This is a genomic window from Phormidesmis sp. 146-12 (genome assembly GCF_052939495.1).
Genome location: NZ_JBJPHS010000072.1, coordinates 1 through 23,456, shown reverse-complemented (window position 1 = coordinate 23,456; position 23,456 = coordinate 1). Strand labels below are relative to the sequence as shown.

General features: G+C 49.2%; 28 protein-coding genes. 17 read left to right on the top strand and 11 right to left on the bottom strand.

Annotated elements, in window-relative coordinates:
• Positions 1-246: 246 nt before the first annotated feature.
• Positions 247-525: a hypothetical protein gene (locus tag ACKFKF_RS24605; protein ID WP_446870099.1), complete on the bottom strand. Its 279-nt coding sequence runs from the start codon at positions 523-525 to the stop codon at positions 247-249.
• Between the two features lie 7 nt (positions 526-532).
• On the opposite strand from ACKFKF_RS24605, the gene ACKFKF_RS24600 reads away from it, so the two are divergent.
• The 11 genes from ACKFKF_RS24600 (at position 533) to ACKFKF_RS24550 (ending at position 5,891) form a co-directional block, all read left to right on the top strand.
• Positions 533-745, top strand: a complete 213-nt coding sequence (locus tag ACKFKF_RS24600) for a helix-turn-helix domain-containing protein (protein WP_446870098.1) — start codon at positions 533-535, stop codon at positions 743-745.
• A gap of 9 nt (positions 746-754) precedes the next feature.
• Positions 755-1,366 carry a hypothetical protein gene (locus ACKFKF_RS24595; protein WP_446870097.1) on the top strand — a complete coding sequence of 204 codons (612 nt, stop codon included), beginning with the start codon at positions 755-757 and terminating at the stop codon, positions 1,364-1,366.
• Positions 1,367-1,368: 2 nt separating this feature from the next.
• Positions 1,369-2,055, top strand: a complete 687-nt coding sequence (locus ACKFKF_RS24590; protein WP_446870096.1) for a hypothetical protein — start codon at positions 1,369-1,371, stop codon at positions 2,053-2,055.
• A gap of 17 nt (positions 2,056-2,072) precedes the next feature.
• Positions 2,073-3,338 carry a tetratricopeptide repeat protein gene (locus tag ACKFKF_RS24585; RefSeq protein WP_446870095.1) on the top strand — a complete coding sequence of 422 codons (1,266 nt, stop codon included), beginning with the start codon at positions 2,073-2,075 and terminating at the stop codon, positions 3,336-3,338.
• A 52-nt stretch (positions 3,339-3,390) separates the two neighbouring features.
• Entirely contained in the window at positions 3,391-3,615 is a 225-nt protein-coding gene (locus ACKFKF_RS24580) for a DUF433 domain-containing protein (RefSeq protein ID WP_446870094.1), read from the top strand.
• Positions 3,612-3,968: a DUF5615 family PIN-like protein gene (locus tag ACKFKF_RS24575; RefSeq protein WP_446870093.1), complete on the top strand. Its 357-nt coding sequence runs from the start codon at positions 3,612-3,614 to the stop codon at positions 3,966-3,968. The genes ACKFKF_RS24580 and ACKFKF_RS24575 overlap by 4 nt, the downstream gene beginning before the upstream one ends.
• Positions 3,969-4,050: 82 nt before the next feature.
• Complete coding sequence (locus tag ACKFKF_RS24570; RefSeq protein WP_446870092.1) at positions 4,051-4,308, top strand: hypothetical protein; 258 nt, start codon at positions 4,051-4,053, stop codon at positions 4,306-4,308.
• Positions 4,305-4,667: a hypothetical protein gene (locus ACKFKF_RS24565; RefSeq protein ID WP_446870091.1), complete on the top strand. Its 363-nt coding sequence runs from the start codon at positions 4,305-4,307 to the stop codon at positions 4,665-4,667. The genes ACKFKF_RS24570 and ACKFKF_RS24565 overlap by 4 nt, the downstream gene beginning before the upstream one ends.
• Positions 4,668-4,686: 19 nt before the next feature.
• A complete protein-coding gene (locus ACKFKF_RS24560) occupies positions 4,687-4,803 on the top strand; it encodes a TPR end-of-group domain-containing protein (protein WP_446870108.1) in 117 nt (38 codons plus the stop codon).
• 156 nt (positions 4,804-4,959) lie between these two features.
• Entirely contained in the window at positions 4,960-5,202 is a 243-nt protein-coding gene (locus ACKFKF_RS24555) for a hypothetical protein (RefSeq protein WP_446859657.1), read from the top strand.
• Between the two features lie 347 nt (positions 5,203-5,549).
• Positions 5,550-5,891, top strand: a complete 342-nt coding sequence (locus ACKFKF_RS24550; protein WP_446859656.1) for a hypothetical protein — start codon at positions 5,550-5,552, stop codon at positions 5,889-5,891.
• Between the two features lie 3 nt (positions 5,892-5,894).
• Here the strand turns inward: ACKFKF_RS24550 and ACKFKF_RS24545 are convergent, their stop codons facing one another.
• Positions 5,895-7,721 carry an ABC transporter ATP-binding protein gene (locus tag ACKFKF_RS24545; protein WP_446870090.1) on the bottom strand — a complete coding sequence of 609 codons (1,827 nt, stop codon included), beginning with the start codon at positions 7,719-7,721 and terminating at the stop codon, positions 5,895-5,897.
• A gap of 53 nt (positions 7,722-7,774) precedes the next feature.
• Entirely contained in the window at positions 7,775-8,422 is a 648-nt protein-coding gene (gene hisG, locus ACKFKF_RS24540) for an ATP phosphoribosyltransferase (protein ID WP_446859654.1), read from the bottom strand.
• Positions 8,423-8,605: 183 nt separating this feature from the next.
• Between hisG and rppA the strand changes: the two genes are divergently transcribed.
• Positions 8,606-9,289, top strand: coding sequence for a two-component system response regulator RppA (gene rppA, locus ACKFKF_RS24535; protein WP_446870089.1), 684 nt, complete (start codon positions 8,606-8,608; stop codon positions 9,287-9,289).
• 336 nt (positions 9,290-9,625) lie between these two features.
• Here rppA and ACKFKF_RS24530 read toward each other — a convergent pair whose 3' ends face one another.
• From ACKFKF_RS24530 to ACKFKF_RS24520, 3 genes are all read right to left on the bottom strand, one after another.
• A complete protein-coding gene (locus ACKFKF_RS24530) occupies positions 9,626-9,991 on the bottom strand; it encodes a hypothetical protein (RefSeq protein ID WP_446870088.1) in 366 nt (121 codons plus the stop codon).
• Positions 9,992-10,452: 461 nt separating this feature from the next.
• A complete protein-coding gene (locus ACKFKF_RS24525) occupies positions 10,453-10,980 on the bottom strand; it encodes a GIY-YIG nuclease family protein (protein WP_446870087.1) in 528 nt (175 codons plus the stop codon).
• Between the two features lie 21 nt (positions 10,981-11,001).
• A complete protein-coding gene (locus ACKFKF_RS24520; RefSeq protein ID WP_446870086.1) occupies positions 11,002-11,325 on the bottom strand; it encodes a hypothetical protein in 324 nt (107 codons plus the stop codon).
• Positions 11,326-11,340: 15 nt separating this feature from the next.
• Here ACKFKF_RS24520 and ACKFKF_RS24515 point away from each other — a divergent pair, with 15 nt between their 5' ends.
• Positions 11,341-11,514, top strand: coding sequence for a hypothetical protein (locus ACKFKF_RS24515; RefSeq protein WP_446870085.1), 174 nt, complete (start codon positions 11,341-11,343; stop codon positions 11,512-11,514).
• Between the two features lie 130 nt (positions 11,515-11,644).
• On the opposite strand, the gene tnpA is transcribed toward ACKFKF_RS24515, so the two are convergent.
• Positions 11,645-12,067 (bottom strand): IS200/IS605 family transposase, encoded by a 423-nt coding sequence (tnpA, locus tag ACKFKF_RS24510; RefSeq protein WP_446870084.1) that lies wholly within the window; start codon positions 12,065-12,067, stop codon positions 11,645-11,647.
• 113 nt (positions 12,068-12,180) lie between these two features.
• Between tnpA and ACKFKF_RS24505 the strand changes: the two genes are divergently transcribed.
• From ACKFKF_RS24505 to ACKFKF_RS24495, 3 genes are all read left to right on the top strand, one after another.
• Complete coding sequence (locus ACKFKF_RS24505; protein WP_446870083.1) at positions 12,181-13,440, top strand: RNA-guided endonuclease InsQ/TnpB family protein; 1,260 nt, start codon at positions 12,181-12,183, stop codon at positions 13,438-13,440.
• A gap of 72 nt (positions 13,441-13,512) precedes the next feature.
• Entirely contained in the window at positions 13,513-15,933 is a 2,421-nt protein-coding gene (locus ACKFKF_RS24500) for a GH116 family glycosyl hydrolase (RefSeq protein WP_446870082.1), read from the top strand.
• A 182-nt stretch (positions 15,934-16,115) separates the two neighbouring features.
• A complete protein-coding gene (locus ACKFKF_RS24495) occupies positions 16,116-18,890 on the top strand; it encodes a zinc-dependent metalloprotease (protein ID WP_446870081.1) in 2,775 nt (924 codons plus the stop codon).
• 378 nt (positions 18,891-19,268) lie between these two features.
• On the opposite strand, the gene ACKFKF_RS24490 is transcribed toward ACKFKF_RS24495, so the two are convergent.
• Both ACKFKF_RS24490 and ACKFKF_RS24485 read right to left on the bottom strand, forming a co-directional pair.
• On the bottom strand, positions 19,269-20,507 hold the full coding sequence (locus ACKFKF_RS24490) for an ABC transporter ATP-binding protein (protein WP_446870080.1): 1,239 nt from the start codon (positions 20,505-20,507) through the stop codon (positions 19,269-19,271).
• A gap of 75 nt (positions 20,508-20,582) precedes the next feature.
• Positions 20,583-21,449, bottom strand: coding sequence for a M48 family metallopeptidase (locus tag ACKFKF_RS24485; protein WP_446859646.1), 867 nt, complete (start codon positions 21,447-21,449; stop codon positions 20,583-20,585).
• Between the two features lie 337 nt (positions 21,450-21,786).
• On the opposite strand from ACKFKF_RS24485, the gene ACKFKF_RS24480 reads away from it, so the two are divergent.
• Entirely contained in the window at positions 21,787-22,326 is a 540-nt protein-coding gene (locus tag ACKFKF_RS24480) for a DUF4330 domain-containing protein (protein ID WP_446870079.1), read from the top strand.
• Positions 22,327-22,450: 124 nt separating this feature from the next.
• Here the strand turns inward: ACKFKF_RS24480 and ACKFKF_RS24475 are convergent, their stop codons facing one another.
• A complete protein-coding gene (locus ACKFKF_RS24475; protein WP_446870078.1) occupies positions 22,451-22,837 on the bottom strand; it encodes a hypothetical protein in 387 nt (128 codons plus the stop codon).
• A gap of 177 nt (positions 22,838-23,014) precedes the next feature.
• A complete protein-coding gene (locus ACKFKF_RS24470) occupies positions 23,015-23,317 on the bottom strand; it encodes a hypothetical protein (RefSeq protein WP_446859643.1) in 303 nt (100 codons plus the stop codon).
• Positions 23,318-23,456: the final 139 nt, after the last annotated feature.

Genomic DNA, 23,456 nt, shown 5'->3' with positions numbered 1-23,456 from the left:
TCGCAGCAAGGCAAGAATTTAGGGATATTATTTCATCTTTCAGGAATTCTAGTTGTTTCTTTTTAAGGCAGCATTAAGACTCCGTTGAGTGGCTCGATCGCCGCCAGCTACACCACATGAGGCCAAAGCTTTCCAGACCATAATCTTGATCAATCAGGGCTGTTTTGCGATGCCACAATTATTTGCGGGTCGATACTGCGTTGTTGAGGTTAAAGCACCGGGAAAAACTTACCTCAGTCAGGAATGTCAGCGAGAGCGAAACCTTTGGATGACAATTCGCTGCATTTTGGGCAAGAGTCGAATGATGCACCAGGGGTGTAGCCGTTGCCAGTAATTTGACGCTGCAAAACTTTCACCCGCTCGATCGGGCTGAGGGGCTGGTATCATAGTCACGTCTCCGTTTGTGGGACTTCGTGAGCGTTGCCTTTGGCACAGCAAAGCTGCCCGTTCTTGAGTTGTCCAGACCGAGGAACGATCGCCTTCTAGCACACATTTATTAAATGCTGCGTACGCGGCAGTTGTCAAGTAGTAAATGGGACTGATCCGATTAAAAGTCCGAGAGTTGGCTGCTGAAAAGGGTTGGACGTTAAAAGAGATTTCTGTAAGGTCAGGAATCGCCTATGGCACAGTTAGGAGCTATGCTCACTCTCCTACTTTAGCGACGGTTGATTACACTGCATTGATCAAGTTGGCGCGGGTTTTTGAGGTGGCGATCGAAGATTTAATTGAGGTTGTGGAGGAGTAATCAGAGTCAGTGAATCCTAAAGTGTTGGACGATATTTACAATGCATTCGATCCGTTTCGTCCGCTTCCGCCAGGCGATCCGTTTTATGTAGACTGTCATGCAGTCCGAGGCAACGACAATATTCTGAGTGAACTGGGCAAGAAAATTGAGCGATCGAACAAACCCACTTGCCAAATTTATACAGGACATCGTGGAGTCGGAAAGTCAACCGAACTGTTGCGCCTGAGAGCAGACCTCGAAAGCAAGGGAATCAAAGTTGTCTACTTTGCGGCGGATGATGACATTGACGAAGAAGATGCTCAATACACGGATGTTTTGCTTGCTTGCGTTCGCCACATTCTAGAAAACCTGCAAAACCAGGCAAACCCTTCACCATTGACCAATTGGCTTAAATCTCGCTGGCAATCACTCAAAGATTTGGCATTGACAGAAATCAAGTTTGACGATCTAAAAATTGAACAGCAGATTTCACAATTTGCAAAGCTGACGGCAACGCTACGACAGGTTCCCAGTACACGCCAAAAGATTAGAGAACAGATTGATATTCACTCCATCTCGCTGATCGAAGCGTTGAATGAATTTATTCGAGAGGCTACACAGAAATTAACGACGAAAAGCTAGTTGTGATTGTGGATAATCTCGATCGCATTGTGCCGTCGTCGCGTGGGGAAGGGCGCACTAATCATGACGAAATTTTTATCGATCGCAGCGGACAACTTCGGAAACTCAACTGCCATGTGATCTACACGGTTCCGATTTCGCTGGTCTACTCTAATCGAGCATCTGTCCTACGGGACAATTATGGTGAATGCCAAGTTTTACCCATGTTGATGGTGTACCAGCGCAATGGAAATAATTATGCTGATGGTATCGCCAAAGTGAAGGAACTGATTCACCAGCGCATTGCTCAATTTGCTCAAAATGTGAGCCTGGAGCAAGATATCTTTGACTCTGCGGGGACGATCGAGCAGCTTTGTCTAATGAGCGGGGGACATCTGCGGGAACTGATGCAGCTAATTCAAGGCTCCCTTGACTGGACAGATACTTTGCCGATTTCTGCGAGTGCTTTGCGACGAGCCATAGGCCGCGCCCGAAGCACTTACCGCGATGCAGTGGATGAGCCAGATTGGGAGAAATTGGCTGCCGTGTTTAAGAGTAAGCAAATTGTGAATGATGATGACTATCGAAATTTGCTGTTTAAGCGCTGTGTGTTGGAGTATCGATATACTGATGATCAGGGGGAACCAGTTCGCTGGCATGATATTCATCCCCTGCTGAGAGGCGTTGAGGAGTTGCAGCGTTATCCATAGGTTCTAGGATCACAATCATGCAAGAGGCTTTTAAGGTATTGCTGATCAGAGGGATGAATCGATGGCTGAAGTCTGTGATTTTTCGTTCTAAATCAGACGAAATCATCCCGTCATTCAGCAATGCCGCTTTTGATTGGAATGAGGAACCGCCCTTTGATCTGACGATCGAGTATCAGGGATTGCTGAGAGGGTTGCGCCGCAAAAAAGGATTTGGCTTATATTTTGTCCAGTGTTCTCCAGCAGAAGGGACGAAACTGATAGCCCGTGTTCGACAGGATTTGCCGCAGAAGATTGAGGTTCTCAAGTTTGATGGGGCGATGGATGGAAATTTCTATCAGTGTGTTGCAGAGTATTTGCAGGCGCACGGTGACACTGAGGTTCTGTTTGTGCAGGGGTTGGAGTATTCGCTGTTGAGCTATGAGGCGACGAAACGAGAAGAGGGCTGGAGCAGTGAGGAGACTCATTCCTACAGTTGGAAAGCAGTTCCGCGACTGCTAGGCAATCTCAATCTACAGCGAGAACGGTTTCGCGATAATTTCCCCATTCGCTTTGTGTTTCTGCTGCCGTTGTTTGCGATGAAGTATCTGATTCGTCGTGCGCCCGATTTTTTTGATTGGCGATCGGGTATATATGAGTTTCCAACTGATTCAGAGCTACTAGAGCAAGGATCTCTACGGCTATTGGGAAATTATGACGAGTATCTAACTTGGACGCAAGCAGAAAGAAACCGCAGAGTTGCAGAAATCCAATGCTGGGCTAGTGAACCTGAGCAAACAGCCGAAAGTAAAGCAAAACTGTTTTTTGAGCAAGGCAACATTTTTTATGCTTCTAAACGCTACGAAGGAGCGATCGCCAGCTATGACGAAGCGCTGAAGTACAAACCAGACAACCATTATGCTTGGAACAATCGCGGCAATGCACTGCGTAACTTACAACGCTACGAAGAAGCGATCGCCAGCTTTGACTATGCCTTGAAAATTGAGCCAAATGACCATGAAGTCTGGTGTGATTGTGGACTTGCACTAGCTTATTTACAACGCTATGAAGAGGCGATTACCAACTTTGACTATGCCTTGAAAATCAGACCAGATGATGCTAGAACCTTCTATAACAAGGCTTGTTGTTACGGATTACAGAGTCAGGCTGATTTAGCGATCGCTAACCTCAAGCAAGCAATCGACCTCAACCCCAAATGCTGTGAGATGGCAAAAACCGATGCTGATTTTGATGGGATTCGGGAAGACGATCGATTTCAGTCCTTACTCAACGAATCGGTAGAATAAAAGGAGACGGAGAGGAGCGATCGACGTAGAAGCACTCGCTATAAATAACGGCATGAACTATCAAAACATCATCACGATCGAACCTGGCAAACGCAGTGGGAAACCTTGCATTCGGGGAATGCGAATCACCGTTTATGATGTGTTGTCGTACCTCGCTTCAGGCATGACCTACCAAGAAATTTTAGATGACTTTCCTTACTTGACCCAGGAAGACATCCTAGCCTGTTTGAGCTACGCGGCCGACCGAGAAAGACAAACCCTCGTCGCCCAAGCATGAAACTTTTGTATGACCAGAACCTATCGCCTCGCCTGGTCGATCGTCTCGCAGACTTATACCCAGATTCAAAACACGTTTATGAAATTGGGCTTGATCAGTCAGACGATTTAATCTTGTGGACGTATGCTCAACAGCATGACTTCATCATCGTGACCAGAGACGCAGACTTTAATGAGATCAGCTTGATTCGAGGCTTCCCACCTAAAGTTGTGTGGATTCGTCGGGGAAACTGTTCGACTCGCGAAATTGACACTATGTTGCGATCTCTTCGAGTTACCCGCGAGGGGTCGCACTTCGATATCATTCAGTCCTTGAATGAAAATGCAAATGCTGGAATACTCACTCTGTTCTAACTTCAAGGTTTGGGATTCGCAGCGACGATCGATTTCAGGAATTGCTCAAAGAAGTAGACTGAATGGAGATTGAGAGGTCGTTATGAGTCAGAGCCATTTGTCAGAACAAGCGATCCCCCTTGCAGACCTGCATCAACGAGGACGCGCCATTTTTGAAAACTTGCCTTCCGAACTCGTGCAAAATCATCACAACTGGTTCATCCTGATCGAGCCAGAAAGCGGAGATTACTTTGTCGATCAAGACGAGATCGCTGCCCTCACTAAAGCCAGAGAAAAACATCCTCAAGTCCCGTTTGCCATCTTTCGCCTCAATGAAACCGGGCTGTGTGGACGAGTATGATCCAAGGTGAATTTGACGAACTTGGACAGTTATTTTTTGAGGTTGAACTGATTGCAACAAACGGTGAAAGGTTTGCAGTTAATGCACTGCTAGATACAGGCTCGACAGAGTGGTTAGCGATTAACGAGCAGGACTTGGAAGCCTTTGATTGGTCTTTCTATGGCACCCGCCAAGTTGAAACCGCTCAAGGAGAAACCATTCTGCCAACTTATTTGGGTAAAATCTCAGTCGATCGGCAAGAATTTACAATTCCAGTGGTCGTCGGTTCAGCATTTCAGCAAGTTCTCATTGGCATCCCCTGGTTGAGAACAAGACGATTGGTTGTAGATTTTTCAGCCGAGATTCTGACTCTAGGTTGAAAAGCATCGCCTTTGACCGCTGAATTCGATCGCTCTCGACCCCAAATATCGTGAGATGGCAAAAACCGATGCTGACTTTGATGGGATTCGGGAAGACGATCGTTTTCAGGCATTACTCAACAAATCGGTAGAGTAAAACAGAGAAGGCGCGATCGGTGTAGAAGCACCTGCTAAAAATAACAGAACTTGCTCTAGCAATGATCGATTTCAGGCGATTCAAAAAACTGTGAGAAACTTAGCCGATCGCCCTTGTAGTCATCCTTTATCCAATGATCGGATTGAGGTTTCTTAAATGTCAGACGAATCGTTTCATCACGTCGATCCAGAATGGCTCAAAAGCATCACATTAGAAAAGATTCAAAATCAGTCTTTGCAGGCTAACGAATTAGATTACTCGATTCAAGTGCCCACTCAGGATCAGAAAATTCCTCGTCGCAGTCGAGCACCCTGGCAGAGGATAGAGTTTGGCGGCATTGATCCAGAGACACTGCCGATCGCCGACTCTGGCAAGCGAGGACAAATTGGAGGCTGCTAACGTCTCGTCAGCCCAAAAATTCTACTTCAGCCAAACTTCACAACTCGATACGACATTTAGCGGTTGACGGGGAACAAATGATGAGGCTTCTCCAGTCAGGGAAAAGATATACTACCTGAGTAGAGGCGATTGTCGTGATTTTCTCCTGATTCGTTGTCAAAGTCGTGAAGAATTTATGTGGCACACTCCTACTGCCCGTGTTTTCCCAGACAGGCTTAGATGGAAATTAAGAGAAATTGCTGATTAAGAGTCAAATCTTCATGAAGCATTCTTCTAACGCAACGCCCCTGATGCCCCCAGGAACCCCCCGCAAAAGTTGCTGCCATTCCAGTTCGTGGAGTCTAGGGATGAACAAAAGAATCGAAAAATGGTTAACGGTCTGCGCTCTGGGCAGTTGGGCAGCCTCGATCGGGGCGCTGGTTGCGATCGAGGCTTCTTCTTCCCAGCCGTTATGGAGGATTGGGCTTTCGTCTTCTCAGTTGAGTGAGCCGCCTTCGCAGACGGATTCTGTTTTGAATAGAACCTATCAAAGCTCAGAGCAGACGATTTTGAGGTTGTCGTCACATCCAAACCATTGGCTCGATCGTGATCTGTCGGAGCGTGAGAATTCAGACCTTCAGCCTTCTAGTTTGCCCATGAAGACAACGCAGGTTAAAACTTCGATTTCAGCAGAAAGAGTGCCTCGCTAAATCCTATTCACCTAACATTTGTAGCTGATAAAGACTGGCATAGAGTCCGCCCTGACTCAGCAATTCATCATGAGTGCCTGACTCGACCAGTTGCCCTCGCTTTAAGACCATGATGCGATCGACGTTGCGAATAGTCGAAAGTCGGTGGGCGATAATGATGGCGGTGCGGTGTTCTAGCAGGCGTTCTAAGGCTTCTTGGATGAGAGATTCGGTGCCGACATCGAGGCTGGCGGTGGCTTCGTCAAGTACCAAAATCGGAGGATTGCGGATGGCGGCGCGGGCAAAGGCGAGGAGTTGTTTTTGGCCTCCGGATAGGTTGGTGCCTCGTTCGCGCAGCATGGTGTTGTAGCCCTGGGGCAAGCGTTCGATTAGGGTAGCGACGTTGGTACTTTCGGCGGCGGTTCGGATTTCGTCAAAGCTGTAGGTTTCGCCGAGGGTAATGTTGCTTTTGACATCGCCTGCAAACAAAAAGCCGTCCTGTAGAATTACGGCCATTTTTCGTCTCAGTTCGGCTTGGCGCAAGTTGCGAATGTCAATTCCGTCCAATAGAATGCGCCCTTTGGTGGGTTCATAGAGGCGACTGAGCAAGCGGATAATCGAACTTTTCCCGGCTCCGGTTGGCCCAACTAAGGCGACCTTCTCACCAGGACGAATCACAAAGTCCAAATCTTGAAGCACATATTCGTCAGACTTGTAGGCAAACCAGACGTGATCAAAGCGGATTTCTCCGGGGGAGGAAGAGGGGAGGGAGGAGGGAGGAGGGAGGAGGGAGGAGGGGTGAGTTTCTGGATCGCGGATCTCGATCGGTTCGTTCAAAATTTCGCTGACTCGCTCGATGGCAGTAAATCCAGCTTGGATGGCGGTGAATTTTTCGGCAAACTGACGCAAGGGATCAAAGAGGCGTTGGGCAAACAGAATGAAGGTGGAAAGAATGCCGAAACTGATGGTCTTGTCCATGACCAGCCAGCCACCGATGCAGAGAACGCCGCCGATCGCCACCAGAGACACCCATTCCAAAGTCGCTGAGACAGCAGAATCGTGAAAAATCGTGCGATCGACTTCTTTGATATATTTCAGGTTGGTCTTGCGAAAGATTTCACTATTAAACTGTTCTCGACGAAATAGCTGCACAACGCCGATGCCTGTGATGTTTTCTTGCAGCATGGAGTTGAGAACGGATAACTCTTCTCGCGCTTTGTAGTTAGCTTTGCGAAACTGCTGCTGAAAGTAAACAATCAATGCAGTCACAGGCAACAACATCAACAGTAACAATGTCGCTAACTGCCACTGAATCGTAAACATCGTTACCGTGATCACCAACATCGAAAACAAATCGCTGACAACCCCGATCGCGCCCGTCGAAAACACTTCGCCCAACGCTTCGACATCACTGGTGAGCCGAGTAATTAATCGACCAACGGGCGTACGATCGAAAAAGCGAACCGCGAGAGACGTAACGTGATCAAACAAATCATTGCGAATGCTGGCGGTAATGCGTTGCCCCACTTTTTGGACTAGATAACCTTGAGTGGCATCTAACACCAATCGAGACACCATCGTTAACAACAACAGCCCTGTGAGAATATTGAGTCCTTCTGAAAGCGATCGCCCCTGCAAAAATCCAAACGTGGTCGGTTCTCGTCGTAGCAAAGAAACGGCTTGACCGATGAGAATGGGCTGAAGGGTCGTGGCGATCGCCGACGGCACCAAAAACACCAGCGACCACAACAACAACCGCATATTCCGACGAGCGTAGGGCACCAGTCGCAGAAATAATCGCCAGTCAGTTTCTTTGGGTCGGCGAGTGTCGATCGAGGTCGGTTGGGTCATGGTAGCGCGCAAGTCGGACAAGCTTAAGGATAGCGAATAATCGATGGTGAGTATCAGGTCGCTACCTGGCTGACGGTCTGACGCATCTGATTTACATAGTCATGCAGTCCATACGTATCAAGCCGATAGCTAAGAGGATGAGCAATCAGCCGGGCCGTACTTTGAAACAGCACATCAATTTCGATCAATCCATTTTCTCGCAGCGTGTTGCCTGTGGCCACCAGATCGACGATCGCTTCTGACATTCCGGTAATCGGGCCCAACTCGACCGAGCCAGCTAATGGAATGATTTCGACAGGCAGATCCAACGATTGAAAATATTCGCGGGCACAGTGGACAAACTTAGAAGCGACTCGACCGTGGAGTGGGAGTTCGAGGGGCGATCGATAGGGGCTACTGGCTTTCACGGCGACTGACAATCGACAGGGCCCAAACCCCAAATCGACCAATTGAGCAACATTGGCAGCTTTTTCTCGCAGCACGTCATAGCCGACAATACCGAGTTGTGCTTGCCCATATTCGACATACACCGGGACATCTGAGTTTCTGACTAGTAAGGCTTTGGCGGTGTTGCTGGGGTCAGTAATTTGCAATTGACGGTTGCCCGGTTCGAGAAAGGCACTAAAGTCAAGTCCAACAGATTGTAGAAGGCGAATGCTGTCTTTAAGCAAACCACCTTTGGGAATGGCGACGGTGAGCATAGGAAGGGAGGAGGGAGGAGGGAGGAGGGAGGAGGGAGGAGGGAGGAGGGATGAAAAAAGACCCAATCTATCCGAAGATCAGGATAAGCCTTAAATATTAAAGATAGGGGGTTGTGTGAACGATCGCCTAATTTCCCTCGACATCCCACACCCCACACCCCACACCCCACTCCTCCCTTCCCCATGCGAATTCTGCTTGTTGACGATGAAATCGAAATGGCTGACCCTTTGAGTCGAGTGCTGGCTCGTGAAGGCTATCAAGTGGATGTGGCTTACGATGGCGATCGCGGTACCCAATTGGCGACTGAAACTCAATACGATCTGCTGATTCTGGATTGGATGATGCCCAAACGATCGGGGCTAGAAATCTGTCAGCAGTTGCGCTCAAACGGGGACACGACACCTGTTTTGTTTTTGACGGCCAAAGATACGATCGACGATCGCGTGTTGGGATTGGATGCCGGGGCCGATGACTATTTGATCAAACCGTTTGAACTGCGAGAATTGCTGGCACGAGTCAGGGCATTGTTGCGGCGGCCCGTGGTTCAGGAATCAACTCCGACGCAACGCTTACGAGTGGACGACCTGGAATTAGATTTGCAAAACCAGATCGCTTATCGAAACGGACGAGCGATCGAGCTTTCCGAAAAAGAAAGTCAACTCCTTGAATACCTGATGGGTCAACCCAATCAGCTTCTCACTCATGACCAAATTTATCAGCATCTCTGGAGCGACGGCGAAAAACCCACCAGTAACGCCCTGGCTGCTCAAATCCGCCTCCTGCGTCGCAAGATCGAAGTCGCCGGAGAAATGCCCCTCATCTCAACCGTCTACGGCAAAGGCTACCGATTTGGAAGCGGCGAATAGCCAAGTTTGAAGAGTGAAAAGTCCCTCAGAGTTGGCAGCCTGGGGGGCAGAAGATGAGATCAACGAAGCGAAGGAACCCGATCGCTCCAACTTACGACGTTTGCCAATCCGGTCAGCCCCATAAATTCCCGGACAGTGAGGGACTTTGAACGAGAACTCTAATCCGACGTGAATTCGACGAAATACTTCGCTCCGACTGCAAATTCGGGAACGCCCCCAAATCCCCCACAAGTAAGGGACTTTGAACTGGAAGTCTTGTCTTAAAGTCCCCCAAAATTGGCGGGTTGGGGGGCAGAAGTGCAAAATAACGAAGCGAAAAATTCTATCGAACTGACGTTAATCCGAAAGTCCTCCATCAGCCAATTTGCGGCGCTGTCGGGTGAGAATGCTCATCACTTCGCCAAACGAGGGCGCAGGCAGCAAAGGACTCCAGTCCGTAGCATTCGCAAATCGTCGAACGTGGAGGTTTTGAATCGTCTCCATTACCCCGTCTGAGGAACCGATAATTAACACCCGCAGGATTTCAAACTCATCAGAATGAGGAATGGCAACGTCAGGTAAAAGATCCTGAAGCGGAATGCGAAGCGAAGTAATTGTGAAACGGGGAATGGTATCGGGAAGGAAACGACGTTGAATCAATTCTAGAAATGCATAGGCGAAATCGCACAGCCAAAAGCCAGCGTTCAAAAGACGCTCTGCCATGATAGGTACTCCAATTTTAAGTTTCCGAAGAAACCCAAAAAACTAGCCGCCCCGACGAACATCGCAAGCCGGAGCGGCCAAAGGAGTGATAAAATCCTCCATTAGCCCTCTGGACTGTCTCAGTCAGTCTCGTGGGTTAGCTGCCCTTGGTTGCTGTAACAGCCTTGGGTAGCGACAGACTAGATTTTTTGGGCGACCAGACAGCCTTCCCGTGACGAAAAGATGTCCTTGATTTGAGAGAATATCTGGAATTTTGCCCCGCGTCAAGTAAATTTTGCGGCAGTTTTTACAGGAATGAGGATTTTGGGTTCGATCACTCCTTTCATCCCCACTAAGCATTTCAAAACAATCAAATCCCCTGATCACCGAGTTACAAACTTCAGAAACTAATCGAAAATCATGCAGGGCTGATCTCTACAATATCCTCTAATTACGCTTTGATTTAGGCAGATCAAACGACATTACTTCAAATCTAATAACCCTTCTTCTTTGAGTTTGGGATTAAAGCGCAAATCGGCTTTGACTCCGCGCGATCGCAGTCCTTCCAAGATCCCAGCTTCAATGCGTCGCGCCACATTTTTGAGAATTTTGACCTGGGCAACTTCATCGTGATAGGGGTCAGCGTAATTCGCTTTTTCGGCATCTGTCATCAAGGCTTTAACGTCGATCGGCTGGTTCCAGGTTGCGTCGTCACCGATCGGAGCCGCTCCGTTTTCAGCAATCCACGCCTCTCGAATTTCTTGAAGAATTGTGCGGCTGGGGCGATCGACCGTCTTCACTTTTACCCAATAGCAGTGTTCGGGTTGTCTGACTAAATGTTGTCTCAAACTCAAAAAAACGTCGCGAGAAAACCCAATAAATTGCAGAACTTTTTCATCATCAAAAATGGCATAAACGCCGACTTTTCCCTGAAATTCTTCGGGCAGTTGACCCGCATCATTGACGTAAGAAATGAATTCTAAACTAGCTAAAGAAGGAGTTTCAGACATTGGAATCTAACTGCTGATTTTCTAACTGATTTTTCGATAAATTGCACAAAGACGGCTGGGTTTAAACACCTTTGCCTTGAACATAAAATTGGGCGGAACGTTAACGATCGCATACTCCAAAGAATTTTGAAACTTCTCAAACTCAGCAGGCATTCCTTTAGGCGTTGCTGTACTGTAAGGCACAGGCTGAAACAGTAACTCAGTGAATTCGACACGACTACACTGCAACGTATTGGCAATCTGTTCGAGAAAAGCGGCGCTATTCAAACACTCAAACAAATTGGCTTTAACGTCAGGCTCTAGCGAGAAACTGCTGTCGAAGTTTTCAATAATTTTGAGTCCCATAATTTGAGTCAGATGATGAACCGTAAGCTAACGCCAATTCAAGGAGCTTTCTCGCTGCGGTTACAGACTTTGGACTACCTAAATCCCCTACAAGTGAGAGACTTTGAACCAGAACTCTTCTCTTACAAGTCCCCTAGAATTGGGGGTTGGGAGGCAGAAGATCTCAACACCGAAGCAAAAGAACTTTAGCAAATTAGCATTAGCTCTCGATCGTATCCCGTTTTGTGACGCACAGACGCTATCAAAGAACGCCGTAGTACCCCATCTTTTTAAGTCGGGGATATAAGGCGGTGAGTCGTCGCGAAGCGGAGACGAACCATCAACCATGCCTGCCACCCGCCTGACTCTCTACATACTGTTTTATAACTTCTAGTGGTGCACCACCACAACTGATGATGCATTTCCCATCGTGCCAAAACCCTTTGTCCTTACCGTAAAACTGGCTGACCTCAGACGGATAAGCTTTACGAACAATCCGGGAAGTAGCAGATTTAAGCGACCCTACCAAATCAGAAATATTGTTGTCAGGGTGTAAATCAATCAATAAGTGGCAATGGTCAGGCTCACCACCAAACTCCGTCAACGAGCTTTGATTTGCCTCTAGAACTCGTGTTGCAACCTTCTTCACTGTCTCCAACATTGATACTGTCAAAGCCTTACGACGGTATTTAGTCACTAACGTTACGTGCAGGTGAATTGAAAAAACGACGTGTGCTCCTTTTCTTAAGACGGTTGTGGTCATTGCTGGTCAATCTCTAAAGTTATGGTAGACTGATTGTAGTCACACATTGCGGGTGAGTCAATCAAGCTCGGTCGAACTTGCTAATTGCAAACAGGTTTAGAGATTCTAACTCAATGGGAAAACCTAAAAAGCAGCTAGGCGTACAGCAAAACCTCATTTCTCCAGACTCAGAACTTAAAGCAGTCTTAGAGTATCTCTGTGCTGAATCAAATAAGCTGCACAACTGCGCGGTTTACTATGCTCGTCAGATCTACTTCAAAACGAAACGGTATGTGACATCGTTTGACCTCAACAAAGAACTCGGATCTCATCCTCACTTTGCGGCAATGTGCGCTCAGGCAGCACAGCAAACCTGCGGGGCGGTCGGTGAGTCGGTCAAGTCTTTCTCAGAACTAATCAAACTGTTTTGGCAGGGTGAGTTGAAAGACAGGCCAAAATTTCCGAAGTACCGCAAACCCGGAATGCACTTGGTGGCATATCCTAAACAAGCCTTGAAGCTTGTGAATGGTCAGATTCGGTTCCCGCTAGGACTGAAAGTAAAGGCATGGTTCGGGATGTCCGAGTTCTTCCTGCCCATGCCATCGAACTTGGATTTTGCGGCATTGCGAGAAGTGAGAATTCTACCCCGCAATGGTGAGTTTTATGCTGAGTTTGTATACCCTGTTGGGGCAGTCAAAGCCAACTTAGATAAGGCTAAGGTTTTGGGCGTTGATCCAGGGCTGGATAACTGGGTGATGTGCGTTTCCAATGTTGGAACATCGTTCTCGATTGATGGGCGCAAACTCAAATCGATGAATCAGTGGTATAACCAGTCTGTCGCAAAATTGATGGTCGGCAAAGAAAACGGTTATTGGTCGAAGCGGCTGGCTCGACTCACTGAAAAGCGAAATCGAGTCATGCGCGATGCAGTCAACAAGACTGTCAAAAAGATTGTTGACCATTGCCTTCACAACGGTATCGGAACCGTTGTATGGGGCTGGAATGATGGACAAAAAGACTCTGCAAGTATGGGGAGCCAGACGAATCAAAAATATGTTCAAATCCCTCACGCTCGACTCAAAGAACGTGTCAAACAGCTTTGTGAAAAGTACGGTATCCAGTTCATCCAAACTGAAGAATCGTACACTTCACAAGCCAGCTTTGTAGACCGTGATGAGCTTCCCGTATATGGTGAAAAACCCGAAGGATGGAAGCCGTCAGGACGCAGAGTGAAGCGGGGCTTATATCGGGCTGGCAATGAATGGCGGATTAATGCGGACTGCAACGGTGCAGCAAATATTATCCGAAAAGTAGCGGTAATTTTCGGCTTTAAGCTGGAAGGAATCAGTAGAGGTGTTTTGACAGCGCCTTTGAAGCTTCCGATTTGGAGCTAGTCATGAAGATTCCTCATCCGCCTTGCGGTGGGGAGTTAGTCAAAGTTCCTATTGCCGAATGCGATCCAATTTATGACGAAGCTGCCTGTTATTCCTGCTTGTGCCTGGAGTCGTGCGATCGGGCTGGCCTGGGAAAAGCCTTACACCGTTCGCTATGCCAGCAATTTAGACGACGGGCCCTGGCACGGAATGCCCCTGGGCGGATTTGGCGCGGGTTGTATTGGGCGATCGCACGGCGGCGATTTCAATCTCTGGCACATTGATGGCGGCGAACATGTGTTTCGATCGATGCCCGCCTGTCAGTTCAGCGTCTTTGAGCAAGTTGAAGACCAAACGCAGACCTACGCCCTTTCGACTCAATCTCCTGAAGACGGCACCTTAAGCACCTGGCAACCGTATCCAACGACCGAAACGGGGACTTATCACGCGCTGTATCCTCGGAGTTGGTTTGCTTATGAAAATGTTTTTCAAGCCACGCTGACTTGTGAACAATTTTCGCCCATCATTGCCCACAACTATCAAGAGACGAGCTACCCGATCGCCGTTTTTGAATGGACGGCTCACAATCCCACCGACAAGCCGATCACGTTGAGTATTTTGCTGACCTGGGAGAACATGGTTGGCTGGTTTACCAATACGCTCAAGTCGCCGGAAGTGGTGGTGCGCGATGACGGCAGTCCCGTTTATGAGTATCAGCCTCGCCTCGGAGAAAGTGCCGGAAACTTCAACACGCTGACCGGAGACGAGCAACGAATCGGCATCGTCATGAGCAACCAGAACGCAGATCCCACCATTCTTCCGAGTGAAGGTGACGGACAGTGGGCGATCGCGACTCCGCTCAATCCTTATCTAACAGAAGTTTTTTACGACACACGCTGGAATCCCGTTGGAGATGGCTCTGATCTGTGGCAAACCTTCTCAAAAAATGGATCGCTCCAAGACCGTGACGACGAAACCCCCGCAAAAGAAAGAGAACGCATCGGAGGCGCGATCGCCGTTCGTTTCACATTAAAACCAGGACAGACGCGACAGATTCCCTTTGTGCTGAGTTGGGATTTTCCGGTGACGGAGTTTGCTCAGGGCGTGAATTATTTTCGTCGCTACACCGACTTTTTTGGCCGCACCGGACTCAACGCCTGGACGATCGCCCGCACCGCCCTCAAGCATTATCGAACCTGGCAAGAAAAGATCCAGACCTGGCAACAACCGATTCTCGATCGCGCCGACCTGCCCGACTGGATGAAGATGGCGTTATTCAACGAGCTTTATGATCTGACCGATGGAGGAACGCTCTGGAGTGCCGCAGACGAACGCGATCCCGTCGGTCAATTTGCTGTTTTGGAATGTCTCGACTATCGCTGGTATGAGAGCTTAGACGTGAGACTATACGGTTCGTTTGGGCTATTGATGCTCTGGTCTGAGTTAGAGAAATCAGTGATTCGAGCCTTCGCCAGAGCGATTCCCAACCGTGATGAAAAGACCCGCGTGATTGGCTACTATTACACCCTCAAGTCAGAAAGTCCTTTAGCGATTCGCAAAGCTGCCGGAGCGACTCCCCACGATTTGGGAGCGCCCAACGAGCACGTCTGGGAAAAAACCAACTACACCAGCTACCAGGACTGCAACTTGTGGAAAGATTTGGGTTCCGATTTTGTGTTGCAAGTCTATCGAGACTACTCTCTGACAGGTGCCACCGACGTTGAGTTTTTGGCGGACTGTTGGGAAGCGATCGTACAAACCCTGCACTACCTAAAAGCCTTCGATTTAGATGACGACGGCCTTCCCGAAAACGCTGGTGCCCCCGATCAAACCTTTGACGATTGGCGACTACAGGGAGTCAGCGCCTACTGTGGCGGATTATGGATAGCAGCATTAGAAGCGGCGATCGCCATCGGCAAGATTCTCACCCGCCCCGTTGCCACATTTGAAGATTGGCTGAAGCGATCGCGCCCCCTCTACCAAGAAAAACTCTGGAACGGCGAATACTACCGACTCGACAGTGACAGCGGTTCCGACATCGTAATGGCCGACCAGCTTTGCGGCCAATTCTACGCCCGCCTCCTCAACCTCCCCGATGTCGTCCCCCCAGACTGCGCCCAATCCGCCCTCAAAACCATCTACAACGCCTGCTTCCTCAAATTCAACGACTACATCACCCAAACCTCCGATCCGCCTCACGCCTCACGCCCGCCTCATCCGATCGGTGCCGCCAACGGCGTTCGTCCCAACGGTTCCCCCGAAAACCCCAACGCCACCCACCCGCTCGAAGTTTGGACAGGCATCAACTTTGGACTCGCCGCCTTCCTAGTGCAAATGAACCTGAAAACCGAGGCACTAACCCTCACCAAATCCGTCGTTCAACAAATCTATGACAATGGTCTTCAGTTCCGCACGCCCGAAGCGATCACAGCCGCCAAAACGTTTCGCGCCAGTCACTACCTCAGAGCAATGGCGATATGGGCCGTCCTACACAGCCTAGACACCGAAAACTGAAATCAGTTTTAACCTCAACGAACTCACATCAGTTAAAACCCTTGACTATTCCCATTTATTTCAAGAATTGCTCACAATAGATTAAGTTCTTCCGATAATTTCTACCGATCGACGGTAGCGTTGAGTAGCCTGGTGTGACGGGGTGCAAGTCGAAACTTCTTGCTATGGTGCATTGCGACAGAATGAAACGACGATCCATTTTTCTAGCTTTTTTGCTTGGGCTGTGTTTGGTATTGCTGCCCATTTATCTCGATCGACCATTGCCCACGATTGCAACCGCGCAACAATCTAAGCCCCCCGCTGAAACCTCCCCAAAATCCTCCAGCGATGACGAGTCAGACAAATCCTTTAAGCCATTTGCTCAAGTGACTCAGGATGCAACTCGCATTGACGGGCTGTTTCCGCTCTACCACAACAAGCGATCGGGCAAACTCTTCGCCGAAATCGCCCCCGATCAGCTAAACCGCAACTATCTCTCGACCATGACGTTGGAATCGGGAATTGGAGAGCGAGGAATTTATAGTGGGTTGCCCCTGGGTGATTTTCTGTTTACGTTTCGTCGCGTCAATAACTCGCTACAGTTTGTCATTCCCAACACTTATTTTCGCGCTCAGGCAGGCAGTCCGATGCGGCGATCGGTCGATCGCTCCTTTAGCGACTCTATTCTCGAAGTTTTGCCGATTCGTAGCATTCACCCTCAACGCAAAACGCTGCTCGTCGAACTCAATCCCCTTTTGTTGGGCGACCTACCTGGATTAATGCCCGTCTTGTCGTACTCGCTGCAAGGCAGTTACTCGATCGATGCCAGCAAATCCTACTTTGGTCAGGTCAAAGCCTTTCCGCAAAATGTGGAGATTGAGTCGTTTTATGGTTTTTCAGGGGGCGGCGACGGTTCACAAATGCCTCCTTACATTCAATCGCTGCCCGACAGCCGAGACTTTAGTTTGAGAGTTCGCTATAGCCTGTCAAAACTGCCCGAAAATAACGGCTACCTGCCTCGCTTTGCCGACGATCGGGTGGGATATTTCATCACGGCTTTTAAAGATCTAACCGATGACACGCCGCGCCAATCCTTTGTACGCTACATCAACCGCTGGAAGCTAGAGAAAAAAGACCCCAAAGCTGCCCTGTCGCCCCCCAAAGAGCCGATCGTTTTTTGGATCGAAAACACCGTTCCGGTTGAGCATCGAGAAGCCGTCAAAGAAGGCGTTTTGATGTGGAATCGCGCCTTTGAGAAGAGTGGCTTTCAAAATGCGATCGTCGTCAAACAAATGCCCGACAAAGCAGATTGGGACCCGGCCGACGTGCGTTACAACACGATTCGCTGGTTTAATTCGACCGATGCGATTTTCGCGATGGGGCCGTCTCGTGTCAATCCCCTGACGGGCGAAATTCTGGATGCTGATGTGATTGTCTCAGCCGACTTTGTACGCGCCTTGAAGGAAGACTACCGCACGATAGTCGAACAAAATCAGATGACCTCGGCTCCCTTTGCCGCTCAACTGACTGGAAATCCTAATCTCTGTAATTTTGGCATGGCGGCCCGATCGCTCCAGCGCAATGCTCCCAAGCTTTCGCAAAAAACGGCTCCCAAACTACGCTTTGGCTCTCACCTGGGCAACTATCAGGATCTCTGTTATGGCGTAGATACCGCAAAACAGTTCGCGGTGGGCAACATGGCGCTCTCAATGTTTCAAAACGTTTTGCCTAGCAGTCCCGAAATGAAGGAATACGTTCACCAATTTGTCCGAGAGTTGATCGCCCACGAAATCGGTCACACCCTCGGTCTGCGGCACAACTTCCACGGCAGCGCCATGCTCAAACCCAATGAGTTAAACGACAAAGCGATCACGCAGCAAAAAGGACTCGTCGCCTCCGTCATGGACTACAACGCGGTCAATCTTGCGCCTCAAGGAGTCAAACAGGGACACTACTTTACGCCCGTGATTGGCCCCTACGACGAGTGGGCGATCGCTTACGGTTACACGCCTACGGATGCCAAAATTCCTCAAGCCGAAACTCGCGACCTGCAAAAAATTGCCCAGCGGGCCCCAGACCCAGATCTTTCTTATGCCACTGACGAAGACGCTTATACTTTCCTCGATCCCAAGGTCAACCTATTTGACATGAGTGGCGATCTGCTCACCTACACCCAGTGGCAACTCGACAACGCCCGCGAAATGTGGAAGAAGGTCGATCGTCGCTATCCCAGTGCAGGAGAAAGCTTTAATGAAGTTCGCGTCGCGTTTAACGCAGTCTTTGAGTACTACTTTCAATACTCCTTGTTTCTCACCGAATATGTGGGCGGACAATACTTTAACCGCTATCGATCGGGCGACGCAAAAGGACGACTGCCTCTAGAGCCTGTGCCCGTAGAACAGCAGCGTCAAGCCCTTCTCAGCCTGCGAAAGAACGTATTTAGTGAAGCAAACTTTCAATTCTCCCCTGAGTTTTTGAATAAGCTGGCACCCTCTCGTTGGAGTCACTGGGGAACCGAACCGTCTGCCAATTTAGACTATCCGATTCACGACAATATTCTATTTTTGCAAACGATCGTGCTCTACGATCTGTTGGGATATCAGCGTCTGGCTCGTCTGCGCGATGGTGAACTCAAAACCGCTCCGGGTCAATCTCTGACCATTCCCGAACTGTTTGACTCTCTGCAAACCAGCATTTGGGGCGAAGTCATGAAACCAGAGGGAACGCTCAAACTGTCTGGTCTGCGTCGCGCCATTCAGCGAGAGTACATGAACACGCTGATCGCCCTAATTTTACGAAAAGCGGACGCGCCCGAAGACGCTCGAACCGTTGCCCGCTATGAGTTAAAACAGCTTCAAGGATCGATCGGCCACGCCCTGCGAAAAGTTAACGATCAAGACATCTACACCAAAGCGCATTTAGAAGAAGCCCGCGATCGTATCAACAAAGCTTTAGATGCTCAGTTGCAGTCAGGCTAATTTTCAATGTGAGTTTGGTGAAGTCTCCGATGCTCTAGACTTCTGTCCTTCAAGCTGCCAATTTTGGGGGACTTTAAGAGAAGAATCGTGTTTTAACGTGAATTCGATGAGAGTTTTTTCGCTTCGTTGTTCACGGCTTCTGCCCCCCAACCCCCCAATTTTGGGGGACTTTCAGAGAGGAATTCTGGTTCAAAGTCCCTCACTCGTGGGGGATTTAGGGGGCGTTCCTGGATCTAAAAGCGAAGCGAAGCGTTCATCGAACTGACGTTGTTTTAACCCGCGAAGGCGGGTTTTGTTCTCATAGCCGCGAATTAATTCGCCGGGTTTACTAATTTACGACCCAAAAGTTTTTGGATAGATTTTATCTGATCAAACCGCTCAAGGTCGAATCGCCAAACCCGTCTCAAAGTCAAAAAGATGAATCTTATCAAGAGCGATCGCCAGCCACAGATCTTCACCCAACCGGACGGAGCGATCGGGTTCTACTCTGGCTTGCAGCAAATCCCCGGACAGATTGACCGATAAAAAGGTTTCGTTGCCCAACGCTTCTACCAGTTCCACTTTGACGGGCAGATTTTTGGGAGCCGGAGGGCTGACGCTCAAATGTTCGGGACGAATGCCCAACAGTACCGTCTGACCATCATAGGACTGCAACGCTGTTGTCCAGACTTCGGGTAACGTGAGCCGAAATTGAGGATGACTCAGCAGCAATGGTAATTTGACCTGCACAGGCAAAAAGTTCATCGGCGGCGATCCAATAAACTCTGCAACAAATCGATTGGCAGGCTGATTGTACAATTCGAGCGGCGTAGCCAGTTGTTGAATTTGTCCGGCATTCATGACGGCAATGCGATCGCCCATCGTCATTGCTTCGGTTTGATCATGGGTAACATAGATCGTCGTCGTGCCTAGTTGACGTTGAAGTTTGACGATTTGAGCGCGAGTTTCGGCCCGCAGTTTGGCATCGAGATTAGACAGCGGCTCATCCATCAAAAATACCTGGGGATTGCGCGCCATCGCTCGACCCAGGGCGACTCGTTGCTTTTGGCCGCCAGAAAGCTGTTTGGGCAAACGTTCTAACAACGGCTGAATTTGTAGCATCTGCGCCACCATGTTGACTCGTTGCTCAACGGCCCGTTCGCGATCGGACACAAACCGCAAGCCCTTGGGCAACGAACGAGTCGCCCCAACCAAAAAATTTTCGCCCCAGTTTGAGTGCGTTTTCTGAGAAGTCTGACCAAGCGCTGTCCGTCTCAGCCCAAACGCCAAATTGTCATACACCGTCATATGGGGATAGAGCGCATAGTTTTGAAACACCATTGCAATGTCGCGCTCTTTGGGCGGTAGCTCATTGACCAGACGATCGCCCACTCGAATAGTGCCCCCGGTCAGCTCCTCCAATCCAGCAATCAGCCGCAGTAGGGTACTTTTGCCGCATCCAGACGGGCCCACCAGCACCATAAATTCGCCATCTTGCACCGACAAATTGATCGATCGCAAGACGGCGGTTGGTGAGGCGTGAGGCGTGAGGCGTGAAGAGTCAGGTTCCCCCTTGGGTGCTTTTGGGGCCCCTTTCTGGAAACTTTTGTAGATATTTTCAAGAACAACCTGAGCCACGATCGCAAACCCTCTTTGTAGATGCAAATCAGCTTATCGGTTGAGTGACCCCTCAGCCACCACAGCAAGGATTGTTTACCGAAGCGCCTGGATTCTAGATTTGTATTCGGCACTGTTGAGTCCGTCTTTGCCCCCAGCGGAACCCGATTGCACCATTTGTTTTAAGCGAACCACGCGATCGGCGGCGGCAGGGTGCGTACTCAAGAACGTGGGAGTCGATCGAGCGCTCACCAGCTTTTGCATAAAGGCCACCATCTCAGAGGGAGCATACCCAGCGCGAGTCAGCATGTTTAACCCAACCTGATCGGCTTCAAACTCGGCTCGACGGCTGTGAGGCAGACGCATCGCTAGTTGTACCCCAATATTAATTGCCTGACTGCGATCGGCTCCTGTTGCGGTTAACAAGCCCCGCGTTCTCATCGTTTCTCCCATCTGTTTGATGGCGTGACGGGCGGTAATATGACCAATCTCGTGACCCATGACGCTGGCAAGTTGCGCTTCGTTGTCGGCGGCTGTCAGCAGACCTTTGTGAACATAAACAAAGCCGCCCATCGTGGCAAAGGCATTAATGGCGTTATCGTCCACCACTTGAAAGGTATAGCGCAGATTAGGACGCTCACTCTTAGCCGCCAATCGTTGCCCAATCTGGTTGACATAATCATTGATGCGGGCATCTCGGATCAGTCTGACCTGTTTGGTCGTAATCTCTCGATTAATTTGCTGGCCCAGTTCTGTTTCTTGAGCGTCAGACATTCTCGTAATTTGAATGCCCTGAATCACCTGAACGCCGCCCCGCAGCAGATCGAGCCAAGAGGCTTGAGCCATCATCGGCTGACCGATCGCAATCCCCAGCGCGATCGTCACAGACAAAACTGGGTAAAACCAACGGCGTGTTTTTCGCCACAAAGCGCTAAAGGAAGGTTGAGAGGATGGGTTTAACATAGTGCCAAGTCGGGTAAGAAAGAGTTGGAGTCGCTCCACAGGGACGCAAAACAAGACTGCTTAAAAACGAGACGATTTTTCCAGGATTTTGGTTGCAGGAAAGGCGATCGTGACGAAGAAAAATTTCAATTAAAAATTGAGTTGAGAAGCTAGCCTCTAATCGTGATCACCCCTACCAGTCATGGTAATCTGGACTGTCACGAATGGGCGCAGCACTGCTCTGCCCACCAAGCATTGAGATTGCTCGTCTAAACTAAAACAGCAACGAGAAATCTGCTCAGAGGATTGCTCAAGCTCAATCGCGTTTCAAAGCTCATCACCGCAACTGGAACTGTTTATGGCTATTCTAGATTCTCAAGGTCGCTTATTGGGCAAACTCAGCATTCTAGATGTAGGGGCGGCCCTGGTCATTTTGCTGGTTATTTTTGGTATCTTTTTTTACCCTGGTACGTCTGGCTCAGTCGCTCAAGTAGGAGCCATTCGTAAAGCAGTGGAGGTCGATGTGATGGTCAGAGGGTTGAGCGCTGTCAGCCCCAAAGATTTGATTAAAGAAGGGCAAAAAGCCAACATTGTGGTGCGAAAGCAGCCTTCAGGGGAAGCCATTTTGAAGTCGGTGAAGTTTTTGCCCCGCAATACGATCGTGCCTCAGCCTGATGGCTCGGTCAAATCGCTGCCTGACCCCCGACCCGAAGCCGCTTTGTCAAACGACATGATTTTGACGCTAGGCAGCAATGCTCAAGTTGCCGAAGATCGGGCGACCAAAGAGCGAACTCCCGTCCTCGGTGGCGAAAAAGTAAAGGTCGGAATGCCGCTTGAGTTAGATGGCCCAAATTACAATTTCACCACCAGCGTCATCTCAGTCAGAATTCAGGATTAGTAGACTTCTCAATCAGACCAACAAAAAACAGGGACAGAATGATTGCCCCTGAGTCCTGAGAGTTTGCGATTTAAAGAGTTTGTGGCTTAAGTGGCTCGATCGAGTTGAGAATTACTTCCTCACGTTAGCGAACGGCATTTTTAGCAGATTCAACGGTGTCACCTGCTTTGTCCTGCGCTTTCTCTAAGGAATTCTTGATTCTCCCTTCGATCGTGCTTGCATCTGTGTTAGAAGGGCGCTTCATGCCTTCGATGCCTGCGGTTCCTTGGATTTCGTTGGGGGCACCATTTTGCGCTCTCTCGGTCACTTCCTCAATGGAACGTAAACCGCCGCGATCGATGGCATCTTTAGCCGTCCGCTCATAGGTTTTGGCGGGTTCGGTCGCTTCGCCTTTAATCGGTTGATTGGGGTTAGGAGCCGCATTCGCCGTGTTCACTACGGACGAAAATAGTAATACTGCACACAGACAGGTCATTAACACAAACCGTAGCGTAGATAGAATAGACTTCATACAATTTCCTCCGATTAGATTGTTTGAATGACTGACAGATTAAATCTGAACAGATTGGACTTTAACTGTCCCTATCTACCCAGAATTCGTCACGTCATCACATCTACATCTAGGGTGAGTTTGCTTTGTTGGAGTCTAATTATTTGCCTGTCGTAAGAAGGATGGATCGAGAGGAGTTCACCCTTTAGACATAAATTCTACGCGAGGCAATAAAGGATCTTGAACCACTCCAAGGCCTTTGAAGCCCCAGCGTTTTAGCACCTTATCGACCTGTGTTCCGGGAAGCGACTCGACACTGAAGCGATCGCTCACTCCTGACGCATGTTTATTCAAATAACTCAGCGCATCGTAGTGTTCTGAGAAAACCAGCATATAGCCATTTTGGGGCGATCGAGCCTCTGATTCTCCTAGATTTGGATGGGCTGCCAGATAGCTACCATCGGATTTTAAGCGAATGAGATAATAAGATTCGGAAAACATAGGAAGAAGGGAGGAGGGAGGAGGGAGGAAGAAATAGGTAAGGGTTTGGTGTTTTAAGAATTGGAAGTTTTGTTAACGTCAGTTTGATGAGAGTGACTCGCTTCGTTTCAATCGGCTTCAGCCCCCTAAATCCCCCACA